Source organism: Polaribacter pacificus, from assembly GCF_038024035.1.
GTDB lineage: Bacteria > Bacteroidota > Bacteroidia > Flavobacteriales > Flavobacteriaceae > Polaribacter > Polaribacter pacificus.
The window spans coordinates 2,071,920-2,097,118 of sequence record NZ_CP150664.1; the positions used below are offsets into that span (position 1 = coordinate 2,071,920).

Annotated in this window: 18 protein-coding genes and 1 tRNA gene; 16 read left to right on the forward strand and 3 right to left on the reverse strand. The window is 35.5% G+C overall.

The window, feature by feature from the left end; translation table 11 throughout:
* Positions 1–39 precede the first annotated feature (39 nt).
* Together WHC90_RS09410 and WHC90_RS09415 are read left to right on the forward strand one after the other, a co-directional pair.
* Positions 40–1,266, forward strand: coding sequence for a metallophosphoesterase (locus tag WHC90_RS09410; protein WP_188598221.1), 1,227 nt, complete (start codon positions 40–42; stop codon positions 1,264–1,266).
* A gap of 86 nt (positions 1,267–1,352) precedes the next feature.
* Positions 1,353–1,646 (forward strand): thioredoxin family protein, encoded by a 294-nt coding sequence (locus WHC90_RS09415; RefSeq protein ID WP_188598222.1) that lies wholly within the window; start codon positions 1,353–1,355, stop codon positions 1,644–1,646.
* 5 nt (positions 1,647–1,651) lie between these two features.
* On the opposite strand, the gene WHC90_RS09420 is transcribed toward WHC90_RS09415, so the two are convergent.
* Both WHC90_RS09420 and WHC90_RS09425 read right to left on the reverse strand, forming a co-directional pair.
* A complete protein-coding gene (locus tag WHC90_RS09420; RefSeq protein WP_188598223.1) occupies positions 1,652–2,296 on the reverse strand; it encodes a polysaccharide deacetylase family protein in 645 nt (214 codons plus the stop codon).
* Positions 2,297–2,298: 2 nt separating this feature from the next.
* A complete protein-coding gene (locus WHC90_RS09425) occupies positions 2,299–5,382 on the reverse strand; it encodes a DUF2723 domain-containing protein (RefSeq protein ID WP_188598224.1) in 3,084 nt (1,027 codons plus the stop codon).
* Positions 5,383–5,548: 166 nt separating this feature from the next.
* Between WHC90_RS09425 and WHC90_RS09430 the strand changes: the two genes are divergently transcribed.
* From WHC90_RS09430 to infB, 4 genes are all read left to right on the forward strand, one after another.
* Positions 5,549–5,620 (forward strand) — tRNA-Gln (locus tag WHC90_RS09430).
* A gap of 213 nt (positions 5,621–5,833) precedes the next feature.
* Positions 5,834–6,295, forward strand: a complete 462-nt coding sequence (gene rimP, locus WHC90_RS09435) for a ribosome assembly cofactor RimP (RefSeq protein WP_188598225.1) — start codon at positions 5,834–5,836, stop codon at positions 6,293–6,295.
* A gap of 12 nt (positions 6,296–6,307) precedes the next feature.
* Positions 6,308–7,564, forward strand: coding sequence for a transcription termination factor NusA (gene nusA, locus WHC90_RS09440; protein WP_188598226.1), 1,257 nt, complete (start codon positions 6,308–6,310; stop codon positions 7,562–7,564).
* 55 nt (positions 7,565–7,619) lie between these two features.
* On the forward strand, positions 7,620–10,451 hold the full coding sequence (infB, locus tag WHC90_RS09445; RefSeq protein ID WP_188598227.1) for a translation initiation factor IF-2: 2,832 nt from the start codon (positions 7,620–7,622) through the stop codon (positions 10,449–10,451).
* A 99-nt stretch (positions 10,452–10,550) separates the two neighbouring features.
* On the opposite strand, the gene WHC90_RS09450 is transcribed toward infB, so the two are convergent.
* Positions 10,551–10,907 (reverse strand): SPOR domain-containing protein, encoded by a 357-nt coding sequence (locus tag WHC90_RS09450; RefSeq protein WP_188598228.1) that lies wholly within the window; start codon positions 10,905–10,907, stop codon positions 10,551–10,553.
* Between the two features lie 218 nt (positions 10,908–11,125).
* On the opposite strand from WHC90_RS09450, the gene WHC90_RS09455 reads away from it, so the two are divergent.
* From WHC90_RS09455 to WHC90_RS09500, 10 genes are all read left to right on the forward strand, one after another.
* Positions 11,126–12,418, forward strand: a complete 1,293-nt coding sequence (locus WHC90_RS09455) for a c-type cytochrome (protein WP_188598229.1) — start codon at positions 11,126–11,128, stop codon at positions 12,416–12,418.
* A gap of 28 nt (positions 12,419–12,446) precedes the next feature.
* Positions 12,447–15,500, forward strand: a complete 3,054-nt coding sequence (locus WHC90_RS09460) for a TAT-variant-translocated molybdopterin oxidoreductase (protein ID WP_188598230.1) — start codon at positions 12,447–12,449, stop codon at positions 15,498–15,500.
* A gap of 22 nt (positions 15,501–15,522) precedes the next feature.
* Positions 15,523–16,917 carry an NrfD/PsrC family molybdoenzyme membrane anchor subunit gene (gene nrfD, locus WHC90_RS09465; RefSeq protein ID WP_188598231.1) on the forward strand — a complete coding sequence of 465 codons (1,395 nt, stop codon included), beginning with the start codon at positions 15,523–15,525 and terminating at the stop codon, positions 16,915–16,917.
* Positions 16,910–17,434, forward strand: a complete 525-nt coding sequence (locus WHC90_RS09470; RefSeq protein ID WP_188598232.1) for a DUF3341 domain-containing protein — start codon at positions 16,910–16,912, stop codon at positions 17,432–17,434. The genes nrfD and WHC90_RS09470 overlap by 8 nt, the downstream gene beginning before the upstream one ends.
* A gap of 10 nt (positions 17,435–17,444) precedes the next feature.
* Complete coding sequence (locus WHC90_RS09475) at positions 17,445–17,993, forward strand: c-type cytochrome (protein ID WP_188598233.1); 549 nt, start codon at positions 17,445–17,447, stop codon at positions 17,991–17,993.
* A gap of 26 nt (positions 17,994–18,019) precedes the next feature.
* A complete protein-coding gene (locus WHC90_RS09480; RefSeq protein WP_188598234.1) occupies positions 18,020–19,432 on the forward strand; it encodes a quinol:cytochrome C oxidoreductase in 1,413 nt (470 codons plus the stop codon).
* A 25-nt stretch (positions 19,433–19,457) separates the two neighbouring features.
* A complete protein-coding gene (locus WHC90_RS09485; protein WP_188598235.1) occupies positions 19,458–20,483 on the forward strand; it encodes a cytochrome c oxidase subunit II in 1,026 nt (341 codons plus the stop codon).
* Between the two features lie 35 nt (positions 20,484–20,518).
* Positions 20,519–22,288 (forward strand): cytochrome c oxidase subunit I, encoded by a 1,770-nt coding sequence (locus tag WHC90_RS09490; protein ID WP_188598236.1) that lies wholly within the window; start codon positions 20,519–20,521, stop codon positions 22,286–22,288.
* Between the two features lie 135 nt (positions 22,289–22,423).
* The gene (gene ruvB / locus WHC90_RS09495; RefSeq protein ID WP_188598237.1) at positions 22,424–23,446 is read left to right on the forward strand and encodes a Holliday junction branch migration DNA helicase RuvB; all 1,023 of its coding nucleotides are present in this window, start codon (positions 22,424–22,426) and stop codon (positions 23,444–23,446) included.
* A gap of 10 nt (positions 23,447–23,456) precedes the next feature.
* Positions 23,457–25,184 carry a SulP family inorganic anion transporter gene (locus WHC90_RS09500; protein WP_188598238.1) on the forward strand — a complete coding sequence of 576 codons (1,728 nt, stop codon included), beginning with the start codon at positions 23,457–23,459 and terminating at the stop codon, positions 25,182–25,184.
* Positions 25,185–25,199 lie beyond the last annotated feature (15 nt).

The following is a 25,199-nucleotide window of genomic DNA, read 5'->3' on the forward strand; positions in this document are numbered from 1 at the left end:
TTATTAACAGGTATATTTGTTTGATTTTTAAAAAGTATTATGTCTCGTTGGGTTGTTCGGATTTTGATTGTCGTAGTTCTCGTTTTTTTAGTTGAATTTTATGCCTTTCAGGCTATTACAACCATCACAGCAAACAAGATTTTCCTTTTTAGTTGGCTATTTATTGGCCTAGCGGTGTATGTATATTTTTTCTACATAGTATTAACTTATTCAAGGGCTAAGGGTCAGACCAAAGAGTTTCAATGGGCAGTAGGGCTTCTTATTACAGTCTTACTACCTAAGCTGTTTATTTTTATCGTTTTATTTGGAGAAGATGTGTTTAGGGGCATTTTAAAGTTGATTTCTGTATTTTTTGATTCAGAAACCAAATCAATGATTGGTAGACGAGTGCTTATCTCGCAATTTGCTTTGGGTTTGGCGGGTATCCCTTTTGTTGCTTTTATTTATGGAATTATTCAAGGAAAATACAACTACAAAGTTCTTAAGCACGAATTGAGTTTTAAAGATTTGCCAGCTGCTTTTGAAGGCTATACCATTACGCAAATATCTGATATTCATTCTGGGAGTTTTACCAACAGAGAAAAGATTGTAAAGGCGGTCAGTCTAATTAATAAACAACAATCTGATCTTCTTTTATTTACAGGTGATATTGTGAATAACAAGGCAGAAGAGATGGATAATTGGATCGATGTTTTTGACAAGTTATACGCTAAGGATGGCAAATATTCCATTTTAGGGAATCATGATTATGGCGATTATAATGAGTGGGAATCGGCAGCTGATAAAGCAAACAATTTTAAAAAAGTAAAAGAGATTCATCAAAAAATTGGTTTTGACCTGTTGTGTAATGAACACAGATACTTGCAAAAGGATGGCGAAAAAATAGCCTTGGTAGGTGTCGAAAACTGGGGAAAGGGAGGTTTTCAGAAAAAAGGTGATCTAAAAAAAGCAACTCAAAAAGTTAGCAAAGAAGAATTCAAAATTTTAATGAGCCATGATCCAAGTCATTGGGATGCCCAAGTAAAAGACAATGACTTTAATTACCATCTGACACTTAGTGGTCATACACATGGTTTGCAAATGGGTATAGAAATACCTGGATGGTTTAAATGGAGTCCATCAAAATATGTATACAAACAGTGGGCTGGGCTCTATCAAGAAGCGGATAGATACATCCATGTAAATCGAGGTTTTGGCTTTCATGCTTTTCCGGGGAGAGTGGGTATCTGGCCAGAAATTACGGTCATCACACTTAAAAAAGCTTGATAATCAGATAATTTAAACAGAAATGCTATATTTGTACCACAACAGTAACATTGCTGTACCAGTTTTTTTCCTAAAACGAATGGAATATGACAAAATTTGGAGAATTAATAAATATAAGTAAGCCGGTCTTGATTGACTTTTATTTTGATTGGGCAGAAGAAGAAAACAACCTTGATACACTTAAGGATGTAGCTGCTGCACTTGGAGATAAAGCAAAGGTTATTAAAATAGATATAAAGAAGAACGAGATTCTTGCAGACACCTTGCGTGTTAAGGGGAATCCAACTTTTATGATCTATAAGAATGGCGAAATGAAATGGCGTCAAACCGGAGATCAGGATGCCAATACACTAATCGGTTTGGTACAACAGTACGTTTAAAACTGTTATCCTACCTTTTTAAATTCATAGCCCAACTGACTGTAGTGTGCCAATACTTTTGGTAACGCATAGTAAAGTTTTTGTGAAGCTTTATCACTGTCATGAAATACGATAATACTTCCGTTTTTGGCGTTTTTAAGTACATTTTGTAAACAAGTTTCCTTACCTATTTTAGTGTCAAAGTCTGCGCTGAGTACATCCCACATAATAATATGATATCCTAAGCTGATTAGTTTCTTTGCTTGAGATTTTTTAATTTTTCCGTAAGGAGGTCTAAAAAGCTTGCTTTGATTGGCTGTTTTGTCTAGTTGCTGCATATTTTTTTCTGCAATCAATACATTTTCTATATACTGCTTACAGTTGCTTTTAAAGCCTTTTAAATGATTGTGGGTGTGGTTGCCAACCGCGTGATTTTCATTTAAGATTCTCTTAAAAATCAATGGATTTTTTACGGTGTTTTTACCGATACAAAAAAAGGTAGCCTGGGCATTGTACTTTTGAAGTTCATCTAGTACAAAAGAGGTTACTTTGGGAGTAGGTCCATCATCAAAAGTGAGGTATATTTCTTTCTTCTGATTTCCAAAACGCCAAGTATATTTTTTAAAAATATAAGGAATGAGCCTTGGCGTTTTGGTCAGATATAATCTCATTGCTATTCTTCTGAGATTAGGTGTTCAAACAGTTTAACAGTTTCCATAAAACCAGCCTCTAACTTTTGAGTGTAAGTAGTGTCAGGATCCATTCTACTCACTGGGTCTAAGATCCAGCGTTTGTAAATTTGTAAATTATTTTCAATCTCGGCTCCGATAATTTCATAAAACGAAGCATCAAAAGTACTGTACCAACGCAACTTTTGTTGGTAGATGTCAATTAGCTGAGCAGTTATAGCTCTAGCCTTTTCTCGTTCCCCAATTTTATAATACAAGCTCGGGTAATCAATTACAATGGTATAAAACTCATATAAATCTAATGGCATTTTATCCAATGACAAGTCTAAGATCTCTTTGGCCTTGTTAAACTTGTTTTCATTAATCAGTGTCTCAGCTAAGCGAAGCATGTTATTTCTGATAGAGATAGCTCCTTTTTTGGTTTGCGCATCAATATAGATTTTACTATCATTACTATTTCTCCAATCCAATTTTTGAATATAATCATACAATTTATCAGAGTCTATTCTACCCATGTCAAACATGGTTTTATTTTCGTTTGATGTAAAAATAGGGACTAGTTTATAAGCTACTCCATCCAATTGTAAATAGTCTTTTAGCCAAATATATTCTGCAGGATCATTAGCTCCACCTGTAAAATAGATCGGTTGTTTCCAATCATTGTTGGCTAAAATATCTAACATTAAGATTCGGTTTTTACCAATGGCATTCGGATCAATGGTGATGTCAATATAATCGACAATCTTATCTGCGTCTTCTGCTTTGACGATACCAGATTTAAGTACGTTTTCTTTGTTTACAGGTATTCTAATTTTATTGGTTGGGTAGGTTTTTAGCATTTCCCCACCTTCTGTATAATAGGTTAATTTATTGTCGCTCTCCATCCATGTCATAAAATTCTCAATGCTCATCACACTGTCTTTAAACTGTGGATGTGGCAAATGATAGGCCACATCTAGAGAACCAACTTTATATTTATCATGTGTTAATTGCGATGGAATAGGAGGTGCTTCATAGGTTGCCTTTTTCATTTGGTCAATATTCCAGTCCGTTGCAAATAAGCTGCTATTGATTAATTTAATGTCTCTTCTAACTCCTTCTACCTCTTGAAGATACCATAGCGGGAAGGTATCATTGTCACCAATAGTAAACATAATGGCATTGGGATCACAAGATTCTAGATAAGACATGGCATTAAAATGCGTCGTATAGCGATTTGATCGATCGTGATCATCCCAGTTTTCTGAAGCCATTAAGGTAGGGACCGCTAAAAATGAAACCACTGTAACTGCGATGGCAACTATTTTTCTGTTGCCGTATTTTTTGAGATATTCAAACAAAGCAAAGACACCCAATCCGATCCACACTGCAAAAATATAGAAGGATCCAACGATGGCATAATCCCGTTCTCTAACTTCAAAAGATTTTGGGTTGGTGTAAAAAATGACTGCAAATCCGGTAAAGACAAAAAAGAGGACTAATGCATACCAATTTTTTTTATCAAACTTAACTTGATAAAACAAACCAATTAAACCTAATATAAGAGGTAAGAAATAATAGGTGTTCCGACCTTTGTTGTTTTTAACATCGTCAGGGAGGTCTTTTTGAGAACCCAAACGAGCTTCGTCTATAAAATCAATTCCGCTAAGCCAGTTTCCGTTAAAAATATCTAACTCTCCTTGGTTGTCATTTTGACGACCAACAAAATTCCACATAAAATAGCGTCCATACATATAACCAAACTGAAAACTAAACATAAACTTCATGTTTTCAGCAAAGGTGGGTCTTCGTTTAGAATTTGCGGGTATGCCTACTATGGATTTGTAGTTTTGCTCACGATCGGGGTCTACCATTCTAGGAATAAACCCTTTGTGTTTTGATGAATAATTAGGAACGGTGTTCTTATAATCGTTTACAATGATGTATTTTCCCAGAGCTTCGTCTTTTTCGTATTTGGGTTTACCATCTTTATAAGGTTGGTTTTTATCCAAGTCACGTCGATCGTAGGTGATAGAGTAGTAAGTGTCATAAAAAACATTGGCATCGCCATACTGCTCTCTGTTGTAATAGGCTAATAATTCTCTGGCGCTAGAAGGATTGTTTTCATTAATTGTGGTGTTTGCATTGGCTCTAATCGGTAGCATGATCCATGAAGAGAAACCAATCATAATAAACAAAATTCCTAAAATTACAGTATTGGCTAGTATTTGTTGTTTTTTATGAGTTCTTTTAAGTCCGTAGTAAAATAAGGCAATCAACACGATACCAGCTATGATGCTTCCACTGTTAAAAGGCATTCCTAAAGAATTTACAAAAAACAACTCTGAACTACTGAAGAATTGCAGGGTAAAAGGGAATAAGAATTTAAAAACAAAAGCTAATATTAAAGTGGCAACTACAGTTGCAATTGCGGTCGTTTTAACGGTGATGTTTTTGTACATTTTAAAAAAGTACAACATAACAACCGCTGGAATTACTAACAAGGATAAGATGTGGACCCCAAAAGAAAGGCCTACCACAAAACAAATGACAATAAACCATCTATTTCCTTGTGGAGATTTCATTTCACTTTCCCATTTTAGCCCTAACCAGAACAATAAAGCCATTAAAAAAGAAGACATGGCGTACACTTCTCCCTCTACAGCACTAAACCAAAAACTATCAGAATACGTATAGGCTAATGCGCCGACAATTCCACTTCCTAAGACTGCAATTACAGAAGGCAAGGTAAATTCTTCATCTGATTTTACTAATTTTTTAGCCAAATTGGTGATGGTCCAAAACATAAACAAAATGGTAAAGGCACTGGCTAGTCCAGACATAAAGTTAACCATTTTAGCAATCTCAGTAAGCTCGTTGGTAAACAGTGCAAAAAAAGCACCCAGCATTTGAAATAACGGGGCTCCTGGTGGGTGGCCTACTTCTAATTTTACGGAAGTAGAGATGTATTCACCACAGTCCCAAGCACTAACGGTTGGCTCTAGGGTAAGTGTGTAGGTTAGCAAAGCAATGGCAAAAACAATCCACCCTATAATGCTGTTCCATTTTTTATAGCTATCTGTTGTCATATATGAGTCTTAAAAAGTATGAGGCGAATTTACTAATTTTATATCAAATTATAAGTTGCTAAAATAGGATTCCTGCGCGCTTTTGATGCTAAAGAATTGTTAAATGAAAAAAATATAAAAAAATGTTTGCAATATTGAAAGTTTGATTTAAATTTGCACCCGCAATTGGCCCATGGTGTAATTGGCAACACACCGGTTTTTGGTACCGACATTCAAGGTTCGAGTCCTTGTGGGCCAACAAAAACCTCACTTTTTAAGTGAGGTTTTTTTATACAACTAATTAAACTGTATTTAAAGTTTAAAGAAGCTTAGATGGTTTTTTAGTTGATGCTAGACATTGATTTAAAAGCGAAGCTATTTGGGTATTAATGAATAAGTTAGTATATTTGCCCCGAAAATAACGCAAATGAAGAATGAAGGGGACGCTTAGTCCCCTCTTTTTATACCATAAATGGATACAAAAAAAGTTGAGTTTTTATTAGAAGAAGCCTTGGCCGAAAATCCATCCTTATTTCTTATTAGTTTGGATTATTTACCAGGGAATAAAATAAAGGTGGTGGTTGATGGAGATTCAGGTGTTTCTCTAAAAGAATGCATGAGGATTAGTAGAAATATTGATCACAATATGGGTGAGGAGTTAGATGATTTTACTTTAGAAGTTTCTTCTCCAGACATTTCTGAGCCCTTAAAGGTTCATAGGCAGTATCTTAAAAACTTAGGTAGAACTTTAGATGTAAAGGCAAATGATCAGTCTTTTGAAGGTGTTTTAAAAGAAGTGACTGATGACCATATTGTCCTAGCGTGGAAAGCCAGAGAGCCAAAACCTATTGGAAAAGGAAAAGTAACAGTAGAAAAGACGGCTACACTTACTCATAAAGAAATAAGTGAAGCAAAAGTGAAGATAATTTTTTAACAAAAGAGTTGAATGGAAAATATAGATTTAATTGATTCATTTTCAGAATTTAAAGACAATAAAAGTATAGACAGAGTAACCTTAATGTCTATTTTGGAAGAAGTTTTTAGAGCTGCCCTAAAGAGAAAATTTGGGTCAGATGATAATTTTGATATCATTATCAATCCAGATAAAGGAGATTTAGAGATTTGGAGAAACCGTGTGGTGGTTGCTGATGGTATGTCTGAAGATGACAATGAAGAAATAGAACTTAGTGAAGCAAGAAAAATAGAACCTGACTTTGAAATTGGAGAAGATGTTTCTGAAGAGGTAAAATTAATTGATTTAGGAAGAAGAGCTATTTTGGCGTTGCGTCAAAACTTGATTTCTAAAATTCAAGAACACGATAGTACAAATATTTTTAAGCAATTTAAAGACTTAGAAGGAGAGTTATATAGTGCAGAGGTTCATCATATACGTCACAATGCAGTGATTTTATTGGATGATGAAGGAAATGAATTGGTGCTTCCAAAAAGCGAGCAAATTAGATCTGACTTTTTTAGAAAAGGAGATTCTGTTAGAGCTGTTGTAAAAACAGTTGAGTTAAGAGGAACGAAGCCAGCAATTATTTTGTCGAGAACTTCACCAGAGTTTTTGGTTAAATTATTTGAACAAGAAATTCCAGAAGTGTTTGATGGTTTAATTACCATAGAAGGTGTTGCTAGAATTCCAGGAGAAAAAGCAAAAGTTGCTGTAGATTCTTATGATGATAGAATAGACCCTGTAGGAGCCTGTGTGGGAATGAAAGGTTCTCGTATTCATGGAATCGTAAGAGAACTTGGAAATGAAAATATTGATGTAATTAACTATACTAAAAACGAACAATTGTATATTGCAAGAGCTTTGAGCCCTGCAAAGATTGTTTCTATGGTTATTCATCCAAGTGAAGATCCTAAAGAAGGTAAAAAAGGACGTGTTGACGTGTTTTTAAAACCAGAGGAGGTTTCTAAAGCTATTGGAAAAGGTGGTGTTAACATTCGATTGGCAAGCCAATTGACAGGTTATGAGATTGATGTACAACGTGAAGGTATCGAAGATGAGGATGTAGAATTGACAGAATTTGGAGATGAAATCGAAAACTGGGTTATCGATGAGTTGAAAAAGATTGGATTGGATACAGCGAGAAGCGTGCTTGAAAAAGACGTTTCAGAGTTATTAAAAAGAACTGACCTAGAAGAAGAAACTATCTTAGAGGTTCAGAAAATATTAAGAGAAGAATTTGAAGATTAGTTGCTAGTCAACAATCGGATCAATACAAATTAAAAAGGCTAAACAACAAAATTATATGGCTGACGGCAAAACAATGAGGCTTAATAAAGTTTTAAGAGAATTGAATATTTCTTTAGATAGAGCAGTAGAACATTTATCAAAAAATGGGCATGAAATAGATGCACGACCTACTACCAAAATATCTGAAGATGTCTATCAAGTATTGCTTGATGGGTTTCAGACTGATAAAACTAAAAAGGCAGCTTCAAAAGAAGTAGGAGAAGAAAAAAGAAAAGAAAAAGAAGCCATACGTCTAGAAATTGAAGCTAAGTTAGAAAAGAAGAGAGTTGAGGAGGAGGCTAAAAAAGAAGTTTTAAAAGCAAAAGCAGAAAAGCTAGAAATTAAAACGGTTGGTAAAATTGATATCGATGCTCCTATCGGTAAAAAAGAAGAACCAGTTGTTAAAGAAGAAGCTCCTGTTGTTAAAGAAGAGGCACCAGTTATTAAAGAAGAAGCTTCTGTCGAAACTGAAAAGCCTACCGTCAAAGAAGAAACTCCAGTTGTTGAAGAAAAGCCTGTTGTTAAGGCTGATAAGCCAAAGACAAAAATTGAAAAAGCAGCAATCGAAAAAGAAGCAACTAAAAAAGTTACTTCTAAGCAAGAGTCACCAAAAACTGCCGAAGTAGATCCAGAGATATTAGCAGAATCAGCAGAAAAGTTAACGACTCAATACAAGAAATTAGACGGTCCAAAACTTACAGGTAAGACAATTGATTTAAAACAATTTGAAAAGCCTAAAAAGAAAAAGCCAGAAGCAACTAAAGCGAATGACAAAAAAGACAGTGCGAACGATTCTAAAAAGAAAAGAAAACGTATTGTTAAGCCAGCTAACCATAGACCTGGCGCCAACACTAGCGGTGGTAGAAGTCCAGCTGCAAACGCAAGACATGGTGGAGGATTTAGAGGTAGAGGCCCTGCTCGTCCTGCTGTTAAAAAAGAAGAGCCAACAGAAGCAGAAGTTCAAAAACAAGTTCGTGAAACTTTAGAAAGATTACAAGGAAAATCTTCTAAAGGAAAAGGGGCAAAATACCGTAGAGATAAGAGAGATCAACACCGTCAGCAGACAGAAATTGATCAAGAAATCGCTGCAGCAGAAAGTAAAATTTTAAAAGTTACAGAGTTTGTAACAGTTAGTGAAGTTGCAACCATGATGGATGTACCAGTGATAGAAATTATCTCTGCTTGTATGTCATTAGGAATGATGGTGACCATGAACCAGCGTTTAGATGCTGAAACTTTAGCTATTGTTGCCGAAGAATTTAACTATAAAGTAGAGTTCGTAGGAGCAGAAGTAGAGGAAGCAATCACAGAAGAAGAAGATAAGCCAGAAGATTTAGTTGGACGTGCGCCAATTATTACGGTGATGGGTCACGTAGATCACGGTAAGACATCTTTGTTAGATTATATTCGTAAAGCCAATGTAATCGAAGGGGAGTCAGGTGGAATAACGCAACATATTGGAGCGTACTCTGTAAAAGTAGGTGATCAAAAAATTGCCTTTTTAGATACGCCAGGTCACGAGGCCTTTACAGCCATGCGTGCTCGTGGTGCTCAAGTAACAGATTTAGTTATTATTGTTGTTGCAGCAGATGATGATGTGATGCCACAAACAAAGGAAGCTATTTCGCATGCTCAAGCAGCCGGTGTTCCAATTATATTTGCAATCAATAAGATAGATAAGCCAAACGCCAATCCAGATAATATTAAAACACAGTTATCTACCATGAATCTTTTGGTAGAAGATTGGGGAGGTAAAATTCAATCCCAAGAGATTTCTGCAAAAACAGGACAAGGTGTTGAAGAATTATTAGAAAAAGTATTGTTAGAGGCTGAGGTGTTAGAGCTAAAAGCGAATCCAAACAAATTAGCAACAGGTGCTGTTGTTGAAGCTTTGTTAGATAAAGGTAGAGGTTATGTTACAACCATTTTGGTTCAGGCAGGAACTTTAAAAATTGGTGATTATATGCTTGCTGGTAAAAACAGCGGTAAAGTAAAAGCCATGTTTGATGACAAAGGAAATAATTTAACAGAAGCAGGTCCTTCTACTCCAGTATCTATTTTAGGACTGGATGGAGCACCACAAGCTGGGGATAAATTTAATGTGTTTGAAGACGAAAGAGAAGCCAAGCAAATAGCCGCTAAGCGCTCACAATTGCAAAGAGAGCAGTCTGTAAGAACTCAAAAAACATTGACCTTAGATGAAATTGGTCGTAGAATTGCCTTAGGTGACTTTAAAGAATTAAACATTATATTAAAAGGAGATGTTGATGGTTCTGTAGAGGCTCTAACAGATTCTTTCCAAAAATTATCTACAGATGAGATTCAAGTAAATATCATTCACAAGGGTGTTGGTGCAATTACAGAATCAGATGTTTTATTGGCTTCGGCTTCTGACGCAATTATTATCGGATTTAATGTTCGACCACAAGGAAATGCAAGATTGGTTGCAGATAAAGAAGAGGTTGATATCAGAAATTACTCGATTATTTACGATGCGATTAATGACCTTAAAGACGCCATGGAAGGAATGTTATCTCCAGATATGAAAGAAGAGGTTACTGGTAATGTAGAAGTTAGAGAAGTCTATAAAATTTCGAAAGTTGGAAACATTGCTGGTTGTATGGTTGTAAGTGGTAAAATCTACAGAAATTCTATGATTAGGATTATTAGAGATGGCATTGTTGTTCATACAGGAGAGTTGAGCTCATTAAAACGTTTTAAAGACGATGTTAAAGAAGTAGCAAAAGGATATGATTGTGGATTGCAAATTAAAAACTACAACGATATTCAAGAGCGCGATGTAATTGAAGCATACCAAGAAGTAGAAGTAAAAAAGAAGTTGAAATAAGATCAACTATATTATATAAAAAAAAGGAACTGTTTTACAGTTCCTTTTTTTATGAATTTAAGTGATGTGCATTCTTAAAGAAGCATATTTTTTTCTTGTTTATCTAGGGACAACGATAGCGCCTCTAAATTTTTTTCTAAAGATATTAAGTGCTTTGTCTGCTTCTAAATTAGTCCTGAAATCACCGACTTGAACTTTCCATTCTGGAGATTCAAATAAAATATAACTGGCAATGGTTGGGTATTCTAATGCGAATAGCTCTCTAGTTTTTTTGATGTCAATTTCGTTTCCATTTGATAATTGAATTCTAAAGCCGTACCCTTTTTCTTTGTTATAATTTCTTTTTTTTGCAATCAATTGTTTAACCAGTTCTCCATCAGTATTTTGCGCGAAAATCTCTGGGAGTCCAGTCATAGAAAGGATTGTAAAAATGAATGCTATTTGTTTTATTTTCATGGTCTAACTTACTTTTCTACAAAAGTAATAACTTGTTCTAGAATAGTTTAGTATTTGCCTTTATTTAGAATCGGTATAAATTATATATTTACATAATATTAGCATTTCAAATTTTATAGATAAGTAGTACTTTTGTTGCAATCGTTTAAAAAGGGTTTTTTGCGCTTTTTAAATAATTACGATGTACCAAACTAGATACAAAATTTATATTTTAAAGTATGAAAAGTGTGGATAAACACAGTCAATTAACCAGATTAATTCTAAAAAGTTTTACCTTTCTTTTAATTTTTTTGTTAAGTTTTTCTTTACAAGCACAAGATGCAGTAGATGAGGCTCAGCAAAAAGAAGGTAAACAATTGTTTAAATCTCTTTGTGCTTCTTGTCACAAGTTAGATAAAAAATTAATCGGACCTGCGCTTGGGGGAATCTCAGAGCGTAGAGACATGGATTGGTTAAAATCTTGGATTAAAGATAATGCAGCCTTAAGAGCTTCTGGAGATGCAGACGCTATTGCTATTTTTGATGAATACAACGGCTCTCCAATGACTCCTTTCCCTCAGTTGACGGATAAGAATATTGAAGACATTATTTATTATACAACTGTAGGTGAGCCTGTAAAAGCAGGGGCGCAAACCGCTGTTGTTACAGAAGGTCAAGAGCCTCAATCATCACCTTGGTTAACCTATATTTTGGTTGCGATCATCGTTGTTGGTGTATTAATCATCGCCAATTTATTGAAAGTAATCAGTGAGTTAAAAGGAGCTCCTAAAACTCCAGGCTTAGCAGGAAACATTGATGACCTTTGGGTTGGTTTTAAAAAGAATTCATTTCTACATGTTTTAATAACCATCTTTTTAGCTCTAACAACTGCATATGTTCTTTTTGGGACACTATTCCAGATTGGTGTTGATGAAGGTTACATGCCAATACAAGAGGTTGCTTTTTCTCATAAAATTCACGCAGGGGATAATAAAATTGATTGTCAATATTGTCACTCATCAGCAAAACACAGTAAGACCTCTGGTATTCCTTCAGGAAACGTGTGTATGAATTGTCATAAGAATATCTCTGAAGTAGCAGATGATACCACTATGGAGTTTGATGGAATGACTTACGGAAAAGCTGAGTTGGATAAAGAAATTCAAAAATTATATACTGCTGTAGGTTGGGATACTGAGACCCTAGAATATACAGGTGAAACCAAACCAATTAAATGGACACGAGTGCATAACTTAGCAGATTTTGTGTATTTTAATCACTCTCAACACGTTACTGTTGGAGGTCAAAAATGTCAAACTTGTCACGGTCCAGTTGAAACCATGGATGAGGTATTCCAATACTCTCCATTAACGATGGGTTGGTGTATTGATTGTCATAGAGACACTAGTGTTGATTTAAAAGGCAGTCCGTATTATACAAAGGTTCACGAAGAATTATCTAAAAAGTACGGAGTAGAAAAAGTTACTGTAGCACAAATGGGTGGTATGGAATGTGGTAAGTGCCACTATTAATAATTAGAAAGTAAAAACACAGATATACATGGCTTCAAGCAGAAAATACTGGCAAAGTGTTGAAGAACTTAAAGAAGGTTCTATTGTTGAAACGCTGAGTAAAAATGAATTTGTAGAAGAAATACCTACTGATGAATTTTTAGGAGATAAAGAAACTTTAGAAGCGTCATCTACATCGAGAAGAGATTTTTTAAAGTACGTTGGATTTACAACTGCAGCAGCATCGTTGGCAGCTTGTGAAGGACCAGTGCGAAAATCAATTCCTTATGTTGTAAAACCAAATGATATTACCGTAGGTGTAGCAGATTGGTATGCAACAACCATGTCTGATGGATATGACTTCGCTAACATCTTAGTTAAAACAAGAGAGGGTCGTCCTATTTTAGTGATGCCAAACAAAGAAGCAAACGGAACTACCAATGCGCGTGTTCAAGCTTCTGTTTTGTCTTTATATGATAGTCAATTGCGTTTAAAAGAGCCTCAAGCTTCTGGAAAATCTATTTCTTGGGCAGATGCTGATAAGCAAATCGGAGCTACTTTAAACCAATTAAAAGAGGCTAATGAACCTGTTGTTTTGTTAACAGGAACTTTAGCAAGTCCATCAACTGAAAAAATTATCTCTGAATTTATCGCTGTATATCCAAACGTAAAACACGTTGTTTATGATGCTGTATCTGAGTCAGGAGCCTTAGATGCTTTTGAAGCAGTTTACGGAAAAAGAGCCTTACCTACCTATCATTTTGATAAGGCTTCTGTAATTGTTTCTATTGGAGCAGATTTCTTAGGAGATTGGCAAGGAGGTTATGATAAAAGCTATATCGCTGGAAGAAAACCTGAAACAGGGAAGATGTCTCGCCATATTCAGTTTGAATCAATCATGTCTTTAACAGGAGCAAATGCTGATAAGCGTGTTAATGTTAAGCCAAGTGAGCAGGTATATGCCTTAATTAATTTATACAATGCTATTACAGGAAGTAATGAAACATCTAAGTCTACTCCTGCTGATGCTGAAATAAAAAAAGCGGCAAGTCAATTAAAACAAGCTGGATCTAAAGCAGTTGTAGTTACTGGCCTTAATGATAAAAATGCGCAATTAATTGCCATGGCAATTAACGATGCATTGCAGTCTGAAGTGATGGATGTTAATACTACCAATCACACTAGACAAGGAAATGATGCCGATGTTGCACAAGTTGTTGCTGATATCAAATCTGGAAAACTAAAAGGATTGATTACTCACAATGTAAACCCATTGTACTCTTTGGCAGCAGCTAATGATGTAAAAGCAGGGTTAAAAAACTTAAAATTATCAGTTGCATTATCAGTTCAAAATGATGAGACTACTAGCGAAACTGCTTTTGCTTTGCCAGTATCACATTATTTAGAATCTTGGGGAGATGTTCAAATGACATCAACTACTCACGGTTTGATGCAGCCAACGATTCAACCATTATTTAACTCTCGTCAGTTTCAAGACGTTTTGTTAAGCTGGACAGGAAATACAACTAGTTATTACGATTATTTAAAAGCATATTGGGCTTCTAATGTATTGGATGGTCAATCATGGAACCAAGCTTTACACGATGGTGTCTTTAACAAAAAGAATGCAGAAACTACATCAGCAACTAGTTTTTCAGTTTCACAAGCAGCTAATACCTTGTTTAAAGCAACTAAATCATCAACCTTAGAATTAAACTTGTTTACTTCGACTGCTCTAGGAGATGGAAAACAAGCTAATAATCCTTGGTTACAAGAGTTGCCAGATCCATTAACAAGAGCATCTTGGGATAATTATATTACTATGTCTATATCTGATGCTAGAGAATTAGGATTCTCTAATCCAGTGCAAGACAATGGTGCTATTAACGGAAATTATGCAAATATTACCGTAAATGGAGTTACAGTATCTAATGTGCCTGTGATGATTCAACCAGGTCAAGCAAAAGGATCAATTGGTCTTGCTTTAGGATATGGAAGAAAACAAAACTTAAAAGATGCAATGCAAGTAGGAGTAAACGCTTACCCATTGTATTTTAATGCAAATCATATACAAACTGGTGTTACCCTAGAAAAAACTAGTGGAACTCATAAGTTTGCCTGTACTCAAGTGCAGAAAACCATCGCAGGTAGACATGATATTTTAAAGCAAGCAAGCCTTGCTCAAATCACTGATCATTCTATAGATCCAAAACACACTTGGAACAAGCCAGCAATGGCATCGTTTAACCACAAAGAAATAGAAGCTAATTCTGTTGATTTATGGGATGAACACAACAGAGAGATAGGTCATCACTTTAACCTATCAATTGATTTAACATCTTGTACCGGTTGTGGTGCTTGTGTGGTTGCCTGTCATGCAGAAAACAATGTTCCTGTAGTAGGTAAAAATGAAGTTCGAGTAGGTAGAGATATGCACTGGTTGCGTATTGATCGTTACTATTCTTCAGAAATTGAAACAAGAGATGAAGCAAAAGCTCAAGGTTTAAGCGGAGGTGATTTATACGAAGCAATAGAAACAGTTGCAGAAAACCCATCAGTGGCTTTCCAACCAATGATGTGTCAGCACTGTAACCAAGCTCCTTGTGAAACAGTTTGTCCTGTTGCAGCAACTTCTCACGGTCGTCAAGGTCAAAACCAAATGGCGTATAACCGTTGTGTAGGTACTCGTTACTGTGCAAACAACTGTCCATATAGAGTTCGTCGTTTTAACTGGTTTAATTACAGCAACAACAATGAATTTGACTTTAATATGAATGATGAATACGGTAAGATGGTTTTAAATCCAGATGTTGTAGTTCGTTCTAGAGGAGTTATGGAAAAATGTTCTATGTGTATTCAAATGACACAAGCAACTATTTTAAAAGCTAAAAAAGAAGGTAGAAAAGTTGAAGCAGGAGAGTTTGAAACAGCATGTTCATCTGCTTGTTCTACTGGTGCTATGGTCTTTGGAGATGTTAACAATCCTGATGACGAAGTAGCACACTTAAAAGAAGATAAAAGAGCTTTCCACGTGTTAGACTATATTGGTACAAAACCAAATGTAGTGTATCAAGTAAAAGTTAAGAATACAAACGAAGCGTAATTAAAAATTAAGATATACAAATATGTCTCATTACGAAGCACCCATTAGAGAGCCGTTAATATTAGGAGAAAAGAGTTACCATGATATTACGGTTGATATTGCAAAACCTATTGAAGGAAAGGCAAATAAAAATTGGTATATAGCATTTTACATCGCTTTAGCAGCAATGCTTTGGGGATTTGGATGTATTTTTTATACCGTAGGTACAGGTATTGGAGTTTGGGGATTAAACAAGAACATTGGATGGGCTTGGGATATTACCAACTTTGTATGGTGGGTAGGTATCGGTCACGCGGGTACTTTGATTTCTGCTGTATTATTACTGTTCCGTCAAAAATGGCGTATGGCTATCAACCGTTCTGCGGAGGCCATGACAATCTTTGCCGTTTTTCAGGCAGGATTGTTTCCAATCATCCACATGGGTAGACCTTGGAACGGATATTGGGTATTGCCAATTCCAAACCAGTTTGGATCTTTATGGGTAAACTTTAACTCACCGTTATTGTGGGATGTATTCGCAATTTCTACGTATTTATCTGTGTCATTGGTTTTCTGGTGGACAGGATTATTACCAGATTTTGCAATGATTAGAGATAGAGCTGTAAAGCCTTTTCAAAAGAAAATTTATTCGTTATTGTCTTTTGGATGGTCAGGAAGAGCTAAAGATTGGCAACGCTTTGAAGAAGTATCATTGGTATTAGCCGGATTGGCAACACCTCTTGTACTTTCTGTACACACTATTGTATCGATGGACTTTGCTACTTCGATTAACCCAGGATGGCACTCGACAATTTTCCCTCCATATTTCGTAGCAGGAGCAATCTTTTCTGGATTTGCAATGGTACAAACTTTATTAGGGATTATGCGTAAAGTGACTAATATGGAAGCATATATTACTCGTTTGCACGTAGAGTACATGAACATCGTAATCATCTTAACAGGTGGTATTGTTGCTGTTGCGTATGCATCTGAGTTTTTTATCGCTTGGTATACAGGTTCTCCTTATGAAAACTATACATATATGTCTGTTGGAGCTGCAACAGGACCTTATGCTTGGGCATTTTGGTCTCTGATCATCTTTAACATTATCATACCTCAATTTTTATGGTTCAAAAAAGTTAGAAGAAGTTTTATTTGGTCTTTCTTAATTTCTATTGCCATTAATATTGGTATGTGGTTTGAGCGTTTTGATATCATTGCAATTGTATTGAGTAAAGGTCATTTACCATCAACATGGTGGCGTTTTGAGCCTACATTTATAGATGTTGGGATTTTTATCGGAACCATTGGATTCTTCTTTGTATTGTTCTTATTGTATGCAAGAACATTCCCAGTAATCGCACAAGCAGAGGTAAAAACCATCTTGAAATCTTCAGGAGAGAACTATAAAAAATTAAGAGACGGAAATCATGAGTAATAAAGTTATACACGCATTTTATAATGATGATGATATCTTAATGGACGCCGTTAAGAAGGTAAAATCAGCCAACCATCATATTGAAGAAGTATTTTGCCCTTTTCCAGTCCATGGATTAGATAAGGCCTTAGGTTTAGCACCTACTAGATTAGCAATTACTGCATTTATGTACGGAGTTACCGGTTTAGGTGTAGCCATTTGGATGACCAACTATATGATGATTCAAGATTGGCCTCAAGATATTGGAGGGAAACCAAACTTTTCTTGGTGGTTAAACATGCCAGCCTTTGTGCCAATTATGTTTGAATTGACAGTCTTTTTTGCTGCCCACTTAATGGTAATTACCTTTTATATGCGAAGCAGAATTTGGCCATTTAAAAAAGCTGAAAATCCAGATCCAAGAACTACGGATGACCATTTCTTAATGGAGATTCCAGTTCATAATAATGAAGAAGAATTGACTTCATTGTTAAAAGAAACGGGCGCTGTAGAAATTAACGTAGTAGAAAAGCATTAATAAAGAGATCATGAAGAATATTACCAAGATAATCATTGCGTTTGTAACAATCATTAGTATTGTTTCTTGTGGAGACAAGCGTACACGTTCTGTACAGTATATGCCAGACATGTATGTATCGGTTCCTTATGATGCAAACTCTGCAACAGGCATAAATGGAGAAGCTTCAAATTTAGAGCCAGTAGCAGGTACTATTGCTAGAGGACAAGTCCCTTATGAGTATCCTCATACCAACGAAGGATATGATGCTGCTTTAAATAATTTGAAATCACCATTAGAAGCTACAGAAAAAAACTTAGCTAACGGTAAGGCCATGTATGCAATTTACTGTGCTACCTGTCATGGAGACAAAGGAGACGGAAACGGTGTACTTTCTCAAAGAGATAAGTTTAACGGAATCCCTAGTTACAAAGACAGACCTATCACAGAAGGAAGTATTTATCATGTGATTATGTATGGTAGAAACTTGATGGGTTCTCATGCATCTCAATTAACTCACGATGAGCGTTGGCAAGTTGTTAGTTATGTAGAAAAACTAAGAAACGATTTATTAAACTAAGTCTTTAAAAGATAGAATTAAAAGATATGTATCAATTCTCAGGTAAATTAAAAACATTCTCAATTGCTTTAATGATTATTGGAGCTTTGGGTGTAGGATATAGCTTTTTTAGCGCACCAAAAACAGTTGAAGACGCAAAAGAAATCTTGGCAAGTCAGCATGACAGTCACGGTTCTGCTGTAGCAACTCATGATTCAGGTGCAGAAGAAACATCAGCACATGAAGAAGGCAAGAAGGAGGCACATGCAGAGGGATCAAGTCACTCAGAAGCAGATGCTGATGCACATGCAGAGCATGTTTTACATCAATTGCAAAACAGACCATGGGCTGCAACTTATGTAGCTTTGTTCTTTTCTTTAGGGATCACATTGTTAGTACTTGCTTTTTATGCTTCACAACGTGTAGCACAAGCAGGATGGTCAGTGGTGTTGTTTAGAGTGATGGAAGCAATAACTGCAAACTTAGTCCCAACAAGTATTCTTATGTTTGTTGTGGTTATGTTATCTGCAACACACTTTAATCATTTATTTGTTTGGATGGCAGATGGAACTTTTGATCCTAGCAGTCCTAACTATGATGCCATCGTTGATGGTAAGAAATGGTGGTTAAACATTCCAGGATGGGCTATTCGTAGTGCTGTATATTTACTTGGGTGGAACATATACCGTTATATTATTAGAAAAAATTCAATTGCAGAAGACACTGCTAATGATGGAAATAAAACTTATAAGAAAAACTACCACGCTTCAATTATCTTTTTAGTATTCTTTATGATTACAGAATCGATGATGTCTTGGGATTGGATTATGGGATTAGACCCTCACTGGTTTAGTACTTTATTCGGTTGGTATGTTTTAGCAACCCTTTTGGTAAGTGCTTTGACTGTGATCGCTTTTGTGACTATTTACTTGAGAGCAAAAGGACATTTACCATTTGTAAATGATAGTCATATTCACGATTTAGCAAAATTTATGTTTGGATTTAGTGTGTTTTGGACTTACTTATGGTTTGCACAGTTTATGCTTATCTGGTATGCAGATATGTCTGAAGAAACAGTGTATTTTATTGCTCGTTTTAATGACTATAAAGTACCATTCTTAGCTATGGTTGTCATGAACTTTGTGTTCCCAATTTTATTGTTAGTTAACAGTGACTTTAAGAGCAGACCTTGGTTTGTTGTTATTGGAGGATTGGTTATTTTAGCAGGACATTATATCGATGTTTTTGTAATGGTAATGCCAGCTACGGTTGGAGACCAATGGTTTATAGGAATTCCAGAAATTAGCGCTATGCTTTTATTCTTTGGAATCTTTATTTACGCTGTATTTAGCTCATTTGCTAAAGCATCACCATTGGCAAAAGGAAATCCATTTTTACATGAAAGTGAGCATTTCCACTATTACAATATTGAACATCAAGGAGAAGAAAATCAACATTAATCATTAAATAATTAAGACAGATAATATGCTAGCTTTATTTTATATTTTTATAGCTGTTGCAATTGGTGTAAGCATTTGGCAAATCACGAGAATTTTAAATCTTCGAAGTGTCATCGCTACAGATAAAGATAACAACACCCAAGGGAAAATGTTCCTGATATTTTTGGTAGGACTTTATGCAATGATGATTTATTGTTTGATTTTCATGAATGTCATTATGTTGCCAGAGTCGGCATCAATAGAAGGAGAACACGATGATAATTTATTTAACATCACTTTTATATTAATTGGAATTGTTCAATTTCTTATGCAGTTTCTTATTTTATATCTTCCGTATAAATACAGAGGAAAAAAAGGAAACAAAGCCTTATTCTTTGCTGATAGCCATAAATTAGAGGCAATTTGGACAATTACTCCAGCCGTTGTTTTGGTTGTGTTGATTGGTTACGGATTGTGGCAATGGAACAACGTTATGGATTTATCTGACGCAGAAAATCCAGTTGTTATAGAAGTTTATGCAAAACAGTTTCAATGGGAAGCTCGTTATGCCGGAGATGATAATACGCTAGGTAGAGGAAATGTTAATTTCATTAAAGGAATCAATACCATGGGTGTTGATATGGGTGATCTAAACGCACAAGACGACAAGAAATTACCATTGGTTAATCCAGTGATGTATTTGCCAAAAGGACGTAAAGTGATTTTTAAATTTAGATCACAAGATGTACTTCACTCTGCATATATGCCTCACTTTAGAGCTCAGATGAACTGTGTTCCAGGGATGGTTACTCAATTTGGTTTTACACCAAAATATACCACAGAAGAAATGAGACAACAGTCTGAGGTGGTTGAGAAAACAGCAGGTATTAATAAGATTCGTCAAGAAAAAGGAGAAGATCCTTATGAGTTTGATTACCTACTATTATGTAATAAAATTTGTGGAGCCTCTCACTACAATATGCAAATGAAGATTGTTGTTGTTGAGCAAGAAGAGTTTGACAAATGGTATGCAGACCAACCAACATTAGGTGAGGAATTAGCGATTAATTAAGATATTTTATAAAAGGATACAATAAAAAATTAGATATGTCAGAGCATCATCATAAAGAAACATTTGTTACTAAATACATATTTAGTCAAGATCACAAAATGATTTCAAAACAGTTTTTAATAACTGGGATATTTATGGGAGTCATTGGAGTGTTTATGTCCATGTTATTTCGTTTGCAAATCGCTTGGCCAGAAAAATCATTTACCATTATTGAAGCGTTTTTAGGGACTCATCAATCAGGTGGAGTTATGGAGCCAGATATGTACCTAGCCCTAGTAACTATCCACGGTACCATCATGGTATTCTTTGTTTTAACAGCAGGTTTAAGTGGTACTTTTTCTAACTTACTAATTCCATTGCAAATTGGAGCAAGAGATATGGCCTCAGGTTTTTTAAACATGGTGTCGTACTGGATGTTCTTTATTTCTAGTGTAATCATGGTAATTTCTCTGTTTGTAGAAACAGGACCAGCTTCTGCAGGTTGGACTATCTACCCACCATTAAGTGCATTGCCACAAGCAATACCTGGATCTGGTTTAGGAATGACTTTATGGTTAACATCAATGGCTATTTTTATTGCATCGTCTTTAATAGGTTCATTAAATTATATAGTTACCATTTTTAACTTGCGTACTAAAGGAATGAAAATGACAAGATTGCCACTAACCATGTGGGCTTTCTTTATCACCGCTGTAATTGGTGTTGTTTCTTTCCCTGTTTTATTATCGGCAGCTTTGTTGTTGATTATGGACCGTAGTTTTGGTACTTCATTCTTTTTGTCTGATATTTTTATCAGTGGAGAAGTATTGCACTATCAAGGAGGTTCGCCAGTATTGTTTGAACACTTATTCTGGTTCTTAGGACACCCAGAAGTATATATCGTATTATTACCAGCCTTGGGGATTACCTCTGAGATTATCGCAACCAACTCTAGAAAACCAATTTTTGGATATAGAGCAATGATTGGATCAATTATAGCTATTGCATTTTTGTCTACAATTGTTTGGGGACACCATATGTTTATTTCAGGAATGAATCCATTCTTAGGTTCGGTATTTACATTTACAACTTTGTTAATTGCAATCCCATCAGCGGTAAAAGCATTTAACTATGTCACCACACTCTGGAAAGGAAACTTACAATTAAATCCAGCCATGCTGTTTTCTATTGGTTTGGTTTCTACTTTCGTAACAGGTGGTTTAACAGGATTGGTTTTAGGAGATTCAGCTTTAGATATTAACGTACACGATACGTACTTTGTGGTAGCGCATTTCCACCTGGTAATGGGAGTTTCTGCCATCTTAGGGATGTTTGCAGGAGTTTATCACTGGTTCCCTAAAATGTATGGAAGAATGATGAATAAAACTATGGGATATTGGCATTTTTGGTTAACTATGATTGCTGCTTATGGGGTGTTTTTCCCAATGCACTTTATCGGATTAGCAGGTCTTCCAAGAAGATATTATACCAATACTAATTTCCCAATGTTTGATGATGTTGCAGATATCAATGTGGTAATTACCATCTTTGCAATCTTAGGAGGTCTGTCTCAGTTGATTTTCTTAGCCAACTTCTTTATCTCTATCTATAGAGGTCAAAAAGCGACTCAAAACCCATGGAGATCTAATACTTTAGAATGGACAACTCCTGTAGAGCATATTCACGGAAACTGGCCAGGAAAAATTCCAGAAATATTCCGTTGGCCTTATGACTATAGTAAGGTTGATGCAAATGGAGATTACATTCACGGAGAAGATTTTGTTTTACAAACGACTCCACTAAAAGATGGTGAAGATCCTTCTTAAGAAAAAATTAAACTCATTAAAAAAACCTTTCCAAATTTCGGAAAGGTTTTTTTATTTTTAAAACTGCTTAGATCGGTTTTCAGAATGTAACAAATATCACATACAAACCATCTAAATTCAATTATATTTGTAACTATGAACGAAAACTTAAATCCTGACAATTCAAACTTTACACCTGAGGAATTAGATGTAGAAAAAAAATTGCGTCCACTTAGTTTTGACGATTTTACAGGTCAGGATCAGGCAATTGACAACTTGAAGGTTTTTGTAGAGGCAGCCAATCAACGAGCCGAAGCGTTAGATCACACTTTGTTTCACGGCCCTCCCGGATTGGGTAAAACTACTTTGGCTCATATTCTAGCCAATGAGTTAGGTGTAGGGATAAAAGTTACCTCAGGACCTGTTTTAGACAAACCTGGAGACTTAGCAGGTTTGCTAACCAACCTTGATGAGAGAGATGTCTTGTTTATTGATGAAATTCATCGATTAAGTCCAATTGTAGAAGAGTATTTGTATTCTGCAATGGAGGATTATAAGATTGATATTATGATAGAATCTGGCCCTAATGCCAGAACAGTTCAAATCCATTTAGAGCCATTTACACTTATTGGAGCAACAACCCGATCAGGCTTGTTAACTTCTCCAATGCGTGCTCGATTTGGGATTAGTAGTCGCTTAAATTATTACAAAAAAGAATTACTAACAACCATCATTCAACGTAGTTCTCAAATTTTAAAAGTACCCATTTCTATGGAGGCAGCTATTGAGATTGCAGGTAGAAGTAGAGGAACTCCTAGAATTGCAAACGCGCTATTGCGTAGAGTTAGAGATTTTGCACAAATTAAAGGAGATGGAACCATCACTATAGAGATCGCTCAATATGCTTTAAAAGCTTTGCGAGTTGATGCACATGGATTGGATGAGATGGATACCAAAATTTTAACCACTTTGATAGATAAATTTAAGGGAGGCCCAGTAGGTATTTCTACACTGGCAACTGCGGTAGGTGAAAATGGAGAAACCATAGAAGAAGTATATGAGCCTTTTTTAATCCAAGAAGGTTTTATCGTTAGAACGCCTAGAGGAAGAGAAGTAACCGAAGCAGCCTATACACATTTAGGCAAAGAAAGAGGATTAAATCAGGGAGAATTGTTTTAGTATATAACGAATGAATTTAAAAAAACTCATACCAATTTTAGAATGGTTGCCCAACTATACCAGCAGTCGCTTTAAGGGCGATTTGGTAGCTGGAATTACTGTGAGTATTATTTTAATTCCTCAAGGGATCGCTTATGCAATGATTGCAGGATTGCCGCCAATTTACGGTTTGTATTCTGCTCTGGTTCCGCAATTAATGTATGCTATTTTTGGATCTTCAAGACAGGTTGCTATCGGTCCAGTGGCTATGGATTCATTAATTGTCGCAGCAGGAGTATCTACATTGGCATTGACAGGCTCTACAGGTTATATAAGTATAGCCATACTTTTAGCATTTGTCGTTGGGGCTATCCAATTGCTCATGGGATTATTTAGATTGGGCTTTATAGTAAACTTTTTATCTAGACCAGTAATTTCTGGGTTTACATCGGCTGCTGCACTAATAATCGGATTTAATCAATTCCGAAATTTATTGGGAGTAGATTTTGTAAGAAGTAACCAGATTCAACATGTAGTCAAAGACATTTGGAATCAAATAGACTCATATCATCTAAGCACTACAGTGATAGGTCTAATAGCCATGCTAGTTATTATTACACTGAGAAAAGTAAATAAAAAAATACCAAATTCTTTAGTCGTAGTTGGCTTTGGGATTTTACTAATTAAATTCTTTGGAAACTCTTTTGAAGGAGTCGCCATTATCAAAGACATTCCATCTGGTTTGCCAAGCTTTTCAATGCCGGTGTTTGATATTGATCAAATTAAAGAATTGCTTCCAATTGCATTAACATTAGTGTTGGTCGGTTTTTTAGAAACCATTTCAATTGGTAAATCTTTGGAGTCTAAACAAGATGAATACAGAATCAGACCCAATCAAGAGTTGGTTGCTTTGGGTTTGGCAAATATGGTAGGCTCACTTTTTAAAGCTTATCCTTCTGCTTCGAGTTTTTCTCGATCTGCAATCAATCAAGAGTCTGGAGGTACCACAGGGATGTCTGCCATTATTTCTGTAATTATGGTGGTCTTAACACTCTTGTTTTTGACACCTATTTTTTATTATCTACCCAAAACCATTCTTGCAGCAATTATTATTGTCGCGGTTTTTAATTTGGTAAATATTAAAGAAGCCAAGCATTTATGGAGAACAAACAACCTTGATTTTTGGTTGCTATTTGCAACCTTTATAGCTACGCTGTTTTTTGGTATAGAATATGGGATTTTTGCAGGTGTAGGTTTGTCGATTGTTGTTTTAATCTTTAGAACCTCAAAGCCCTATATTGCAGTTTTAGGTGCTGTTCCAGATTCTGATTTTTATAAGAACAGTGAGCGATTTAAAAATGTAATTGTAGAAGACGATGTTTTGATAATTCGTTTTGATGCCCAATTGTTTTTTGCCAATGCAAGTTATTTTAGAGACAATTTAGACGAATTGGCAGCAAAAAAAGGAAAGGCACTAAAATTGATAGTTATTGATTCAGAGAGTATCAATCGAGTAGATAGTACTGGAGTTGATATGCTAATAGAACGCATTAAATACTACAAAAAGAAAGATATCACTTTTTATTTTGCAGGTGTAAAAGGACCTGTGAGAGATGCTCTTTTTAGAGCAGGACTGCTAGATGTGATTGGTATTGATCATTTCTTTATGAACATTTACACAGCAGTTAAGTACTATAGAACAGGAGATAGAGAACATCAATTGAAGTATGCTCAGTACATACATCAAGCCTATAAATAATAGAATAAACGAAGT

What these genes read in the sequence shown, in the direction of transcription:
- WHC90_RS09475 (WP_188598233.1), top strand. Translation starts at nt 17,445, where the DNA reads ATGAAGAATATTACCAAGATAATCATTGCGTTTGTAACAATCATTAGT.
- WHC90_RS09455 (WP_188598229.1), top strand. Translation starts at nt 11,126, where the DNA reads ATGAAAAGTGTGGATAAACACAGTCAATTAACCAGATTAATTCTAAAA.
- nrfD (WP_188598231.1), top strand. Translation starts at nt 15,523, where the DNA reads ATGTCTCATTACGAAGCACCCATTAGAGAGCCGTTAATATTAGGAGAA.
- WHC90_RS09500 (WP_188598238.1), top strand. Translation starts at nt 23,457, where the DNA reads ATGAATTTAAAAAAACTCATACCAATTTTAGAATGGTTGCCCAACTAT.
- WHC90_RS09470 (WP_188598232.1), top strand. Translation starts at nt 16,910, where the DNA reads ATGAGTAATAAAGTTATACACGCATTTTATAATGATGATGATATCTTA.
- WHC90_RS09485 (WP_188598235.1), top strand. Translation starts at nt 19,458, where the DNA reads ATGCTAGCTTTATTTTATATTTTTATAGCTGTTGCAATTGGTGTAAGC.
- infB (WP_188598227.1), top strand. Translation starts at nt 7,620, where the DNA reads ATGGCTGACGGCAAAACAATGAGGCTTAATAAAGTTTTAAGAGAATTG.
- WHC90_RS09450 (WP_188598228.1), bottom strand. Translation starts at nt 10,907, where the DNA reads ATGAAAATAAAACAAATAGCATTCATTTTTACAATCCTTTCTATGACT.
- WHC90_RS09420 (WP_188598223.1), bottom strand. Translation starts at nt 2,296, where the DNA reads ATGAGATTATATCTGACCAAAACGCCAAGGCTCATTCCTTATATTTTT.
- WHC90_RS09410 (WP_188598221.1), top strand. Translation starts at nt 40, where the DNA reads ATGTCTCGTTGGGTTGTTCGGATTTTGATTGTCGTAGTTCTCGTTTTT.
- WHC90_RS09415 (WP_188598222.1), top strand. Translation starts at nt 1,353, where the DNA reads ATGACAAAATTTGGAGAATTAATAAATATAAGTAAGCCGGTCTTGATT.
- WHC90_RS09490 (WP_188598236.1), top strand. Translation starts at nt 20,519, where the DNA reads ATGTCAGAGCATCATCATAAAGAAACATTTGTTACTAAATACATATTT.
- ruvB (WP_188598237.1), top strand. Translation starts at nt 22,424, where the DNA reads ATGAACGAAAACTTAAATCCTGACAATTCAAACTTTACACCTGAGGAA.
- WHC90_RS09460 (WP_188598230.1), top strand. Translation starts at nt 12,447, where the DNA reads ATGGCTTCAAGCAGAAAATACTGGCAAAGTGTTGAAGAACTTAAAGAA.
- nusA (WP_188598226.1), top strand. Translation starts at nt 6,308, where the DNA reads ATGGAAAATATAGATTTAATTGATTCATTTTCAGAATTTAAAGACAAT.
- WHC90_RS09425 (WP_188598224.1), bottom strand. Translation starts at nt 5,382, where the DNA reads ATGACAACAGATAGCTATAAAAAATGGAACAGCATTATAGGGTGGATT.
- rimP (WP_188598225.1), top strand. Translation starts at nt 5,834, where the DNA reads ATGGATACAAAAAAAGTTGAGTTTTTATTAGAAGAAGCCTTGGCCGAA.
- WHC90_RS09480 (WP_188598234.1), top strand. Translation starts at nt 18,020, where the DNA reads ATGTATCAATTCTCAGGTAAATTAAAAACATTCTCAATTGCTTTAATG.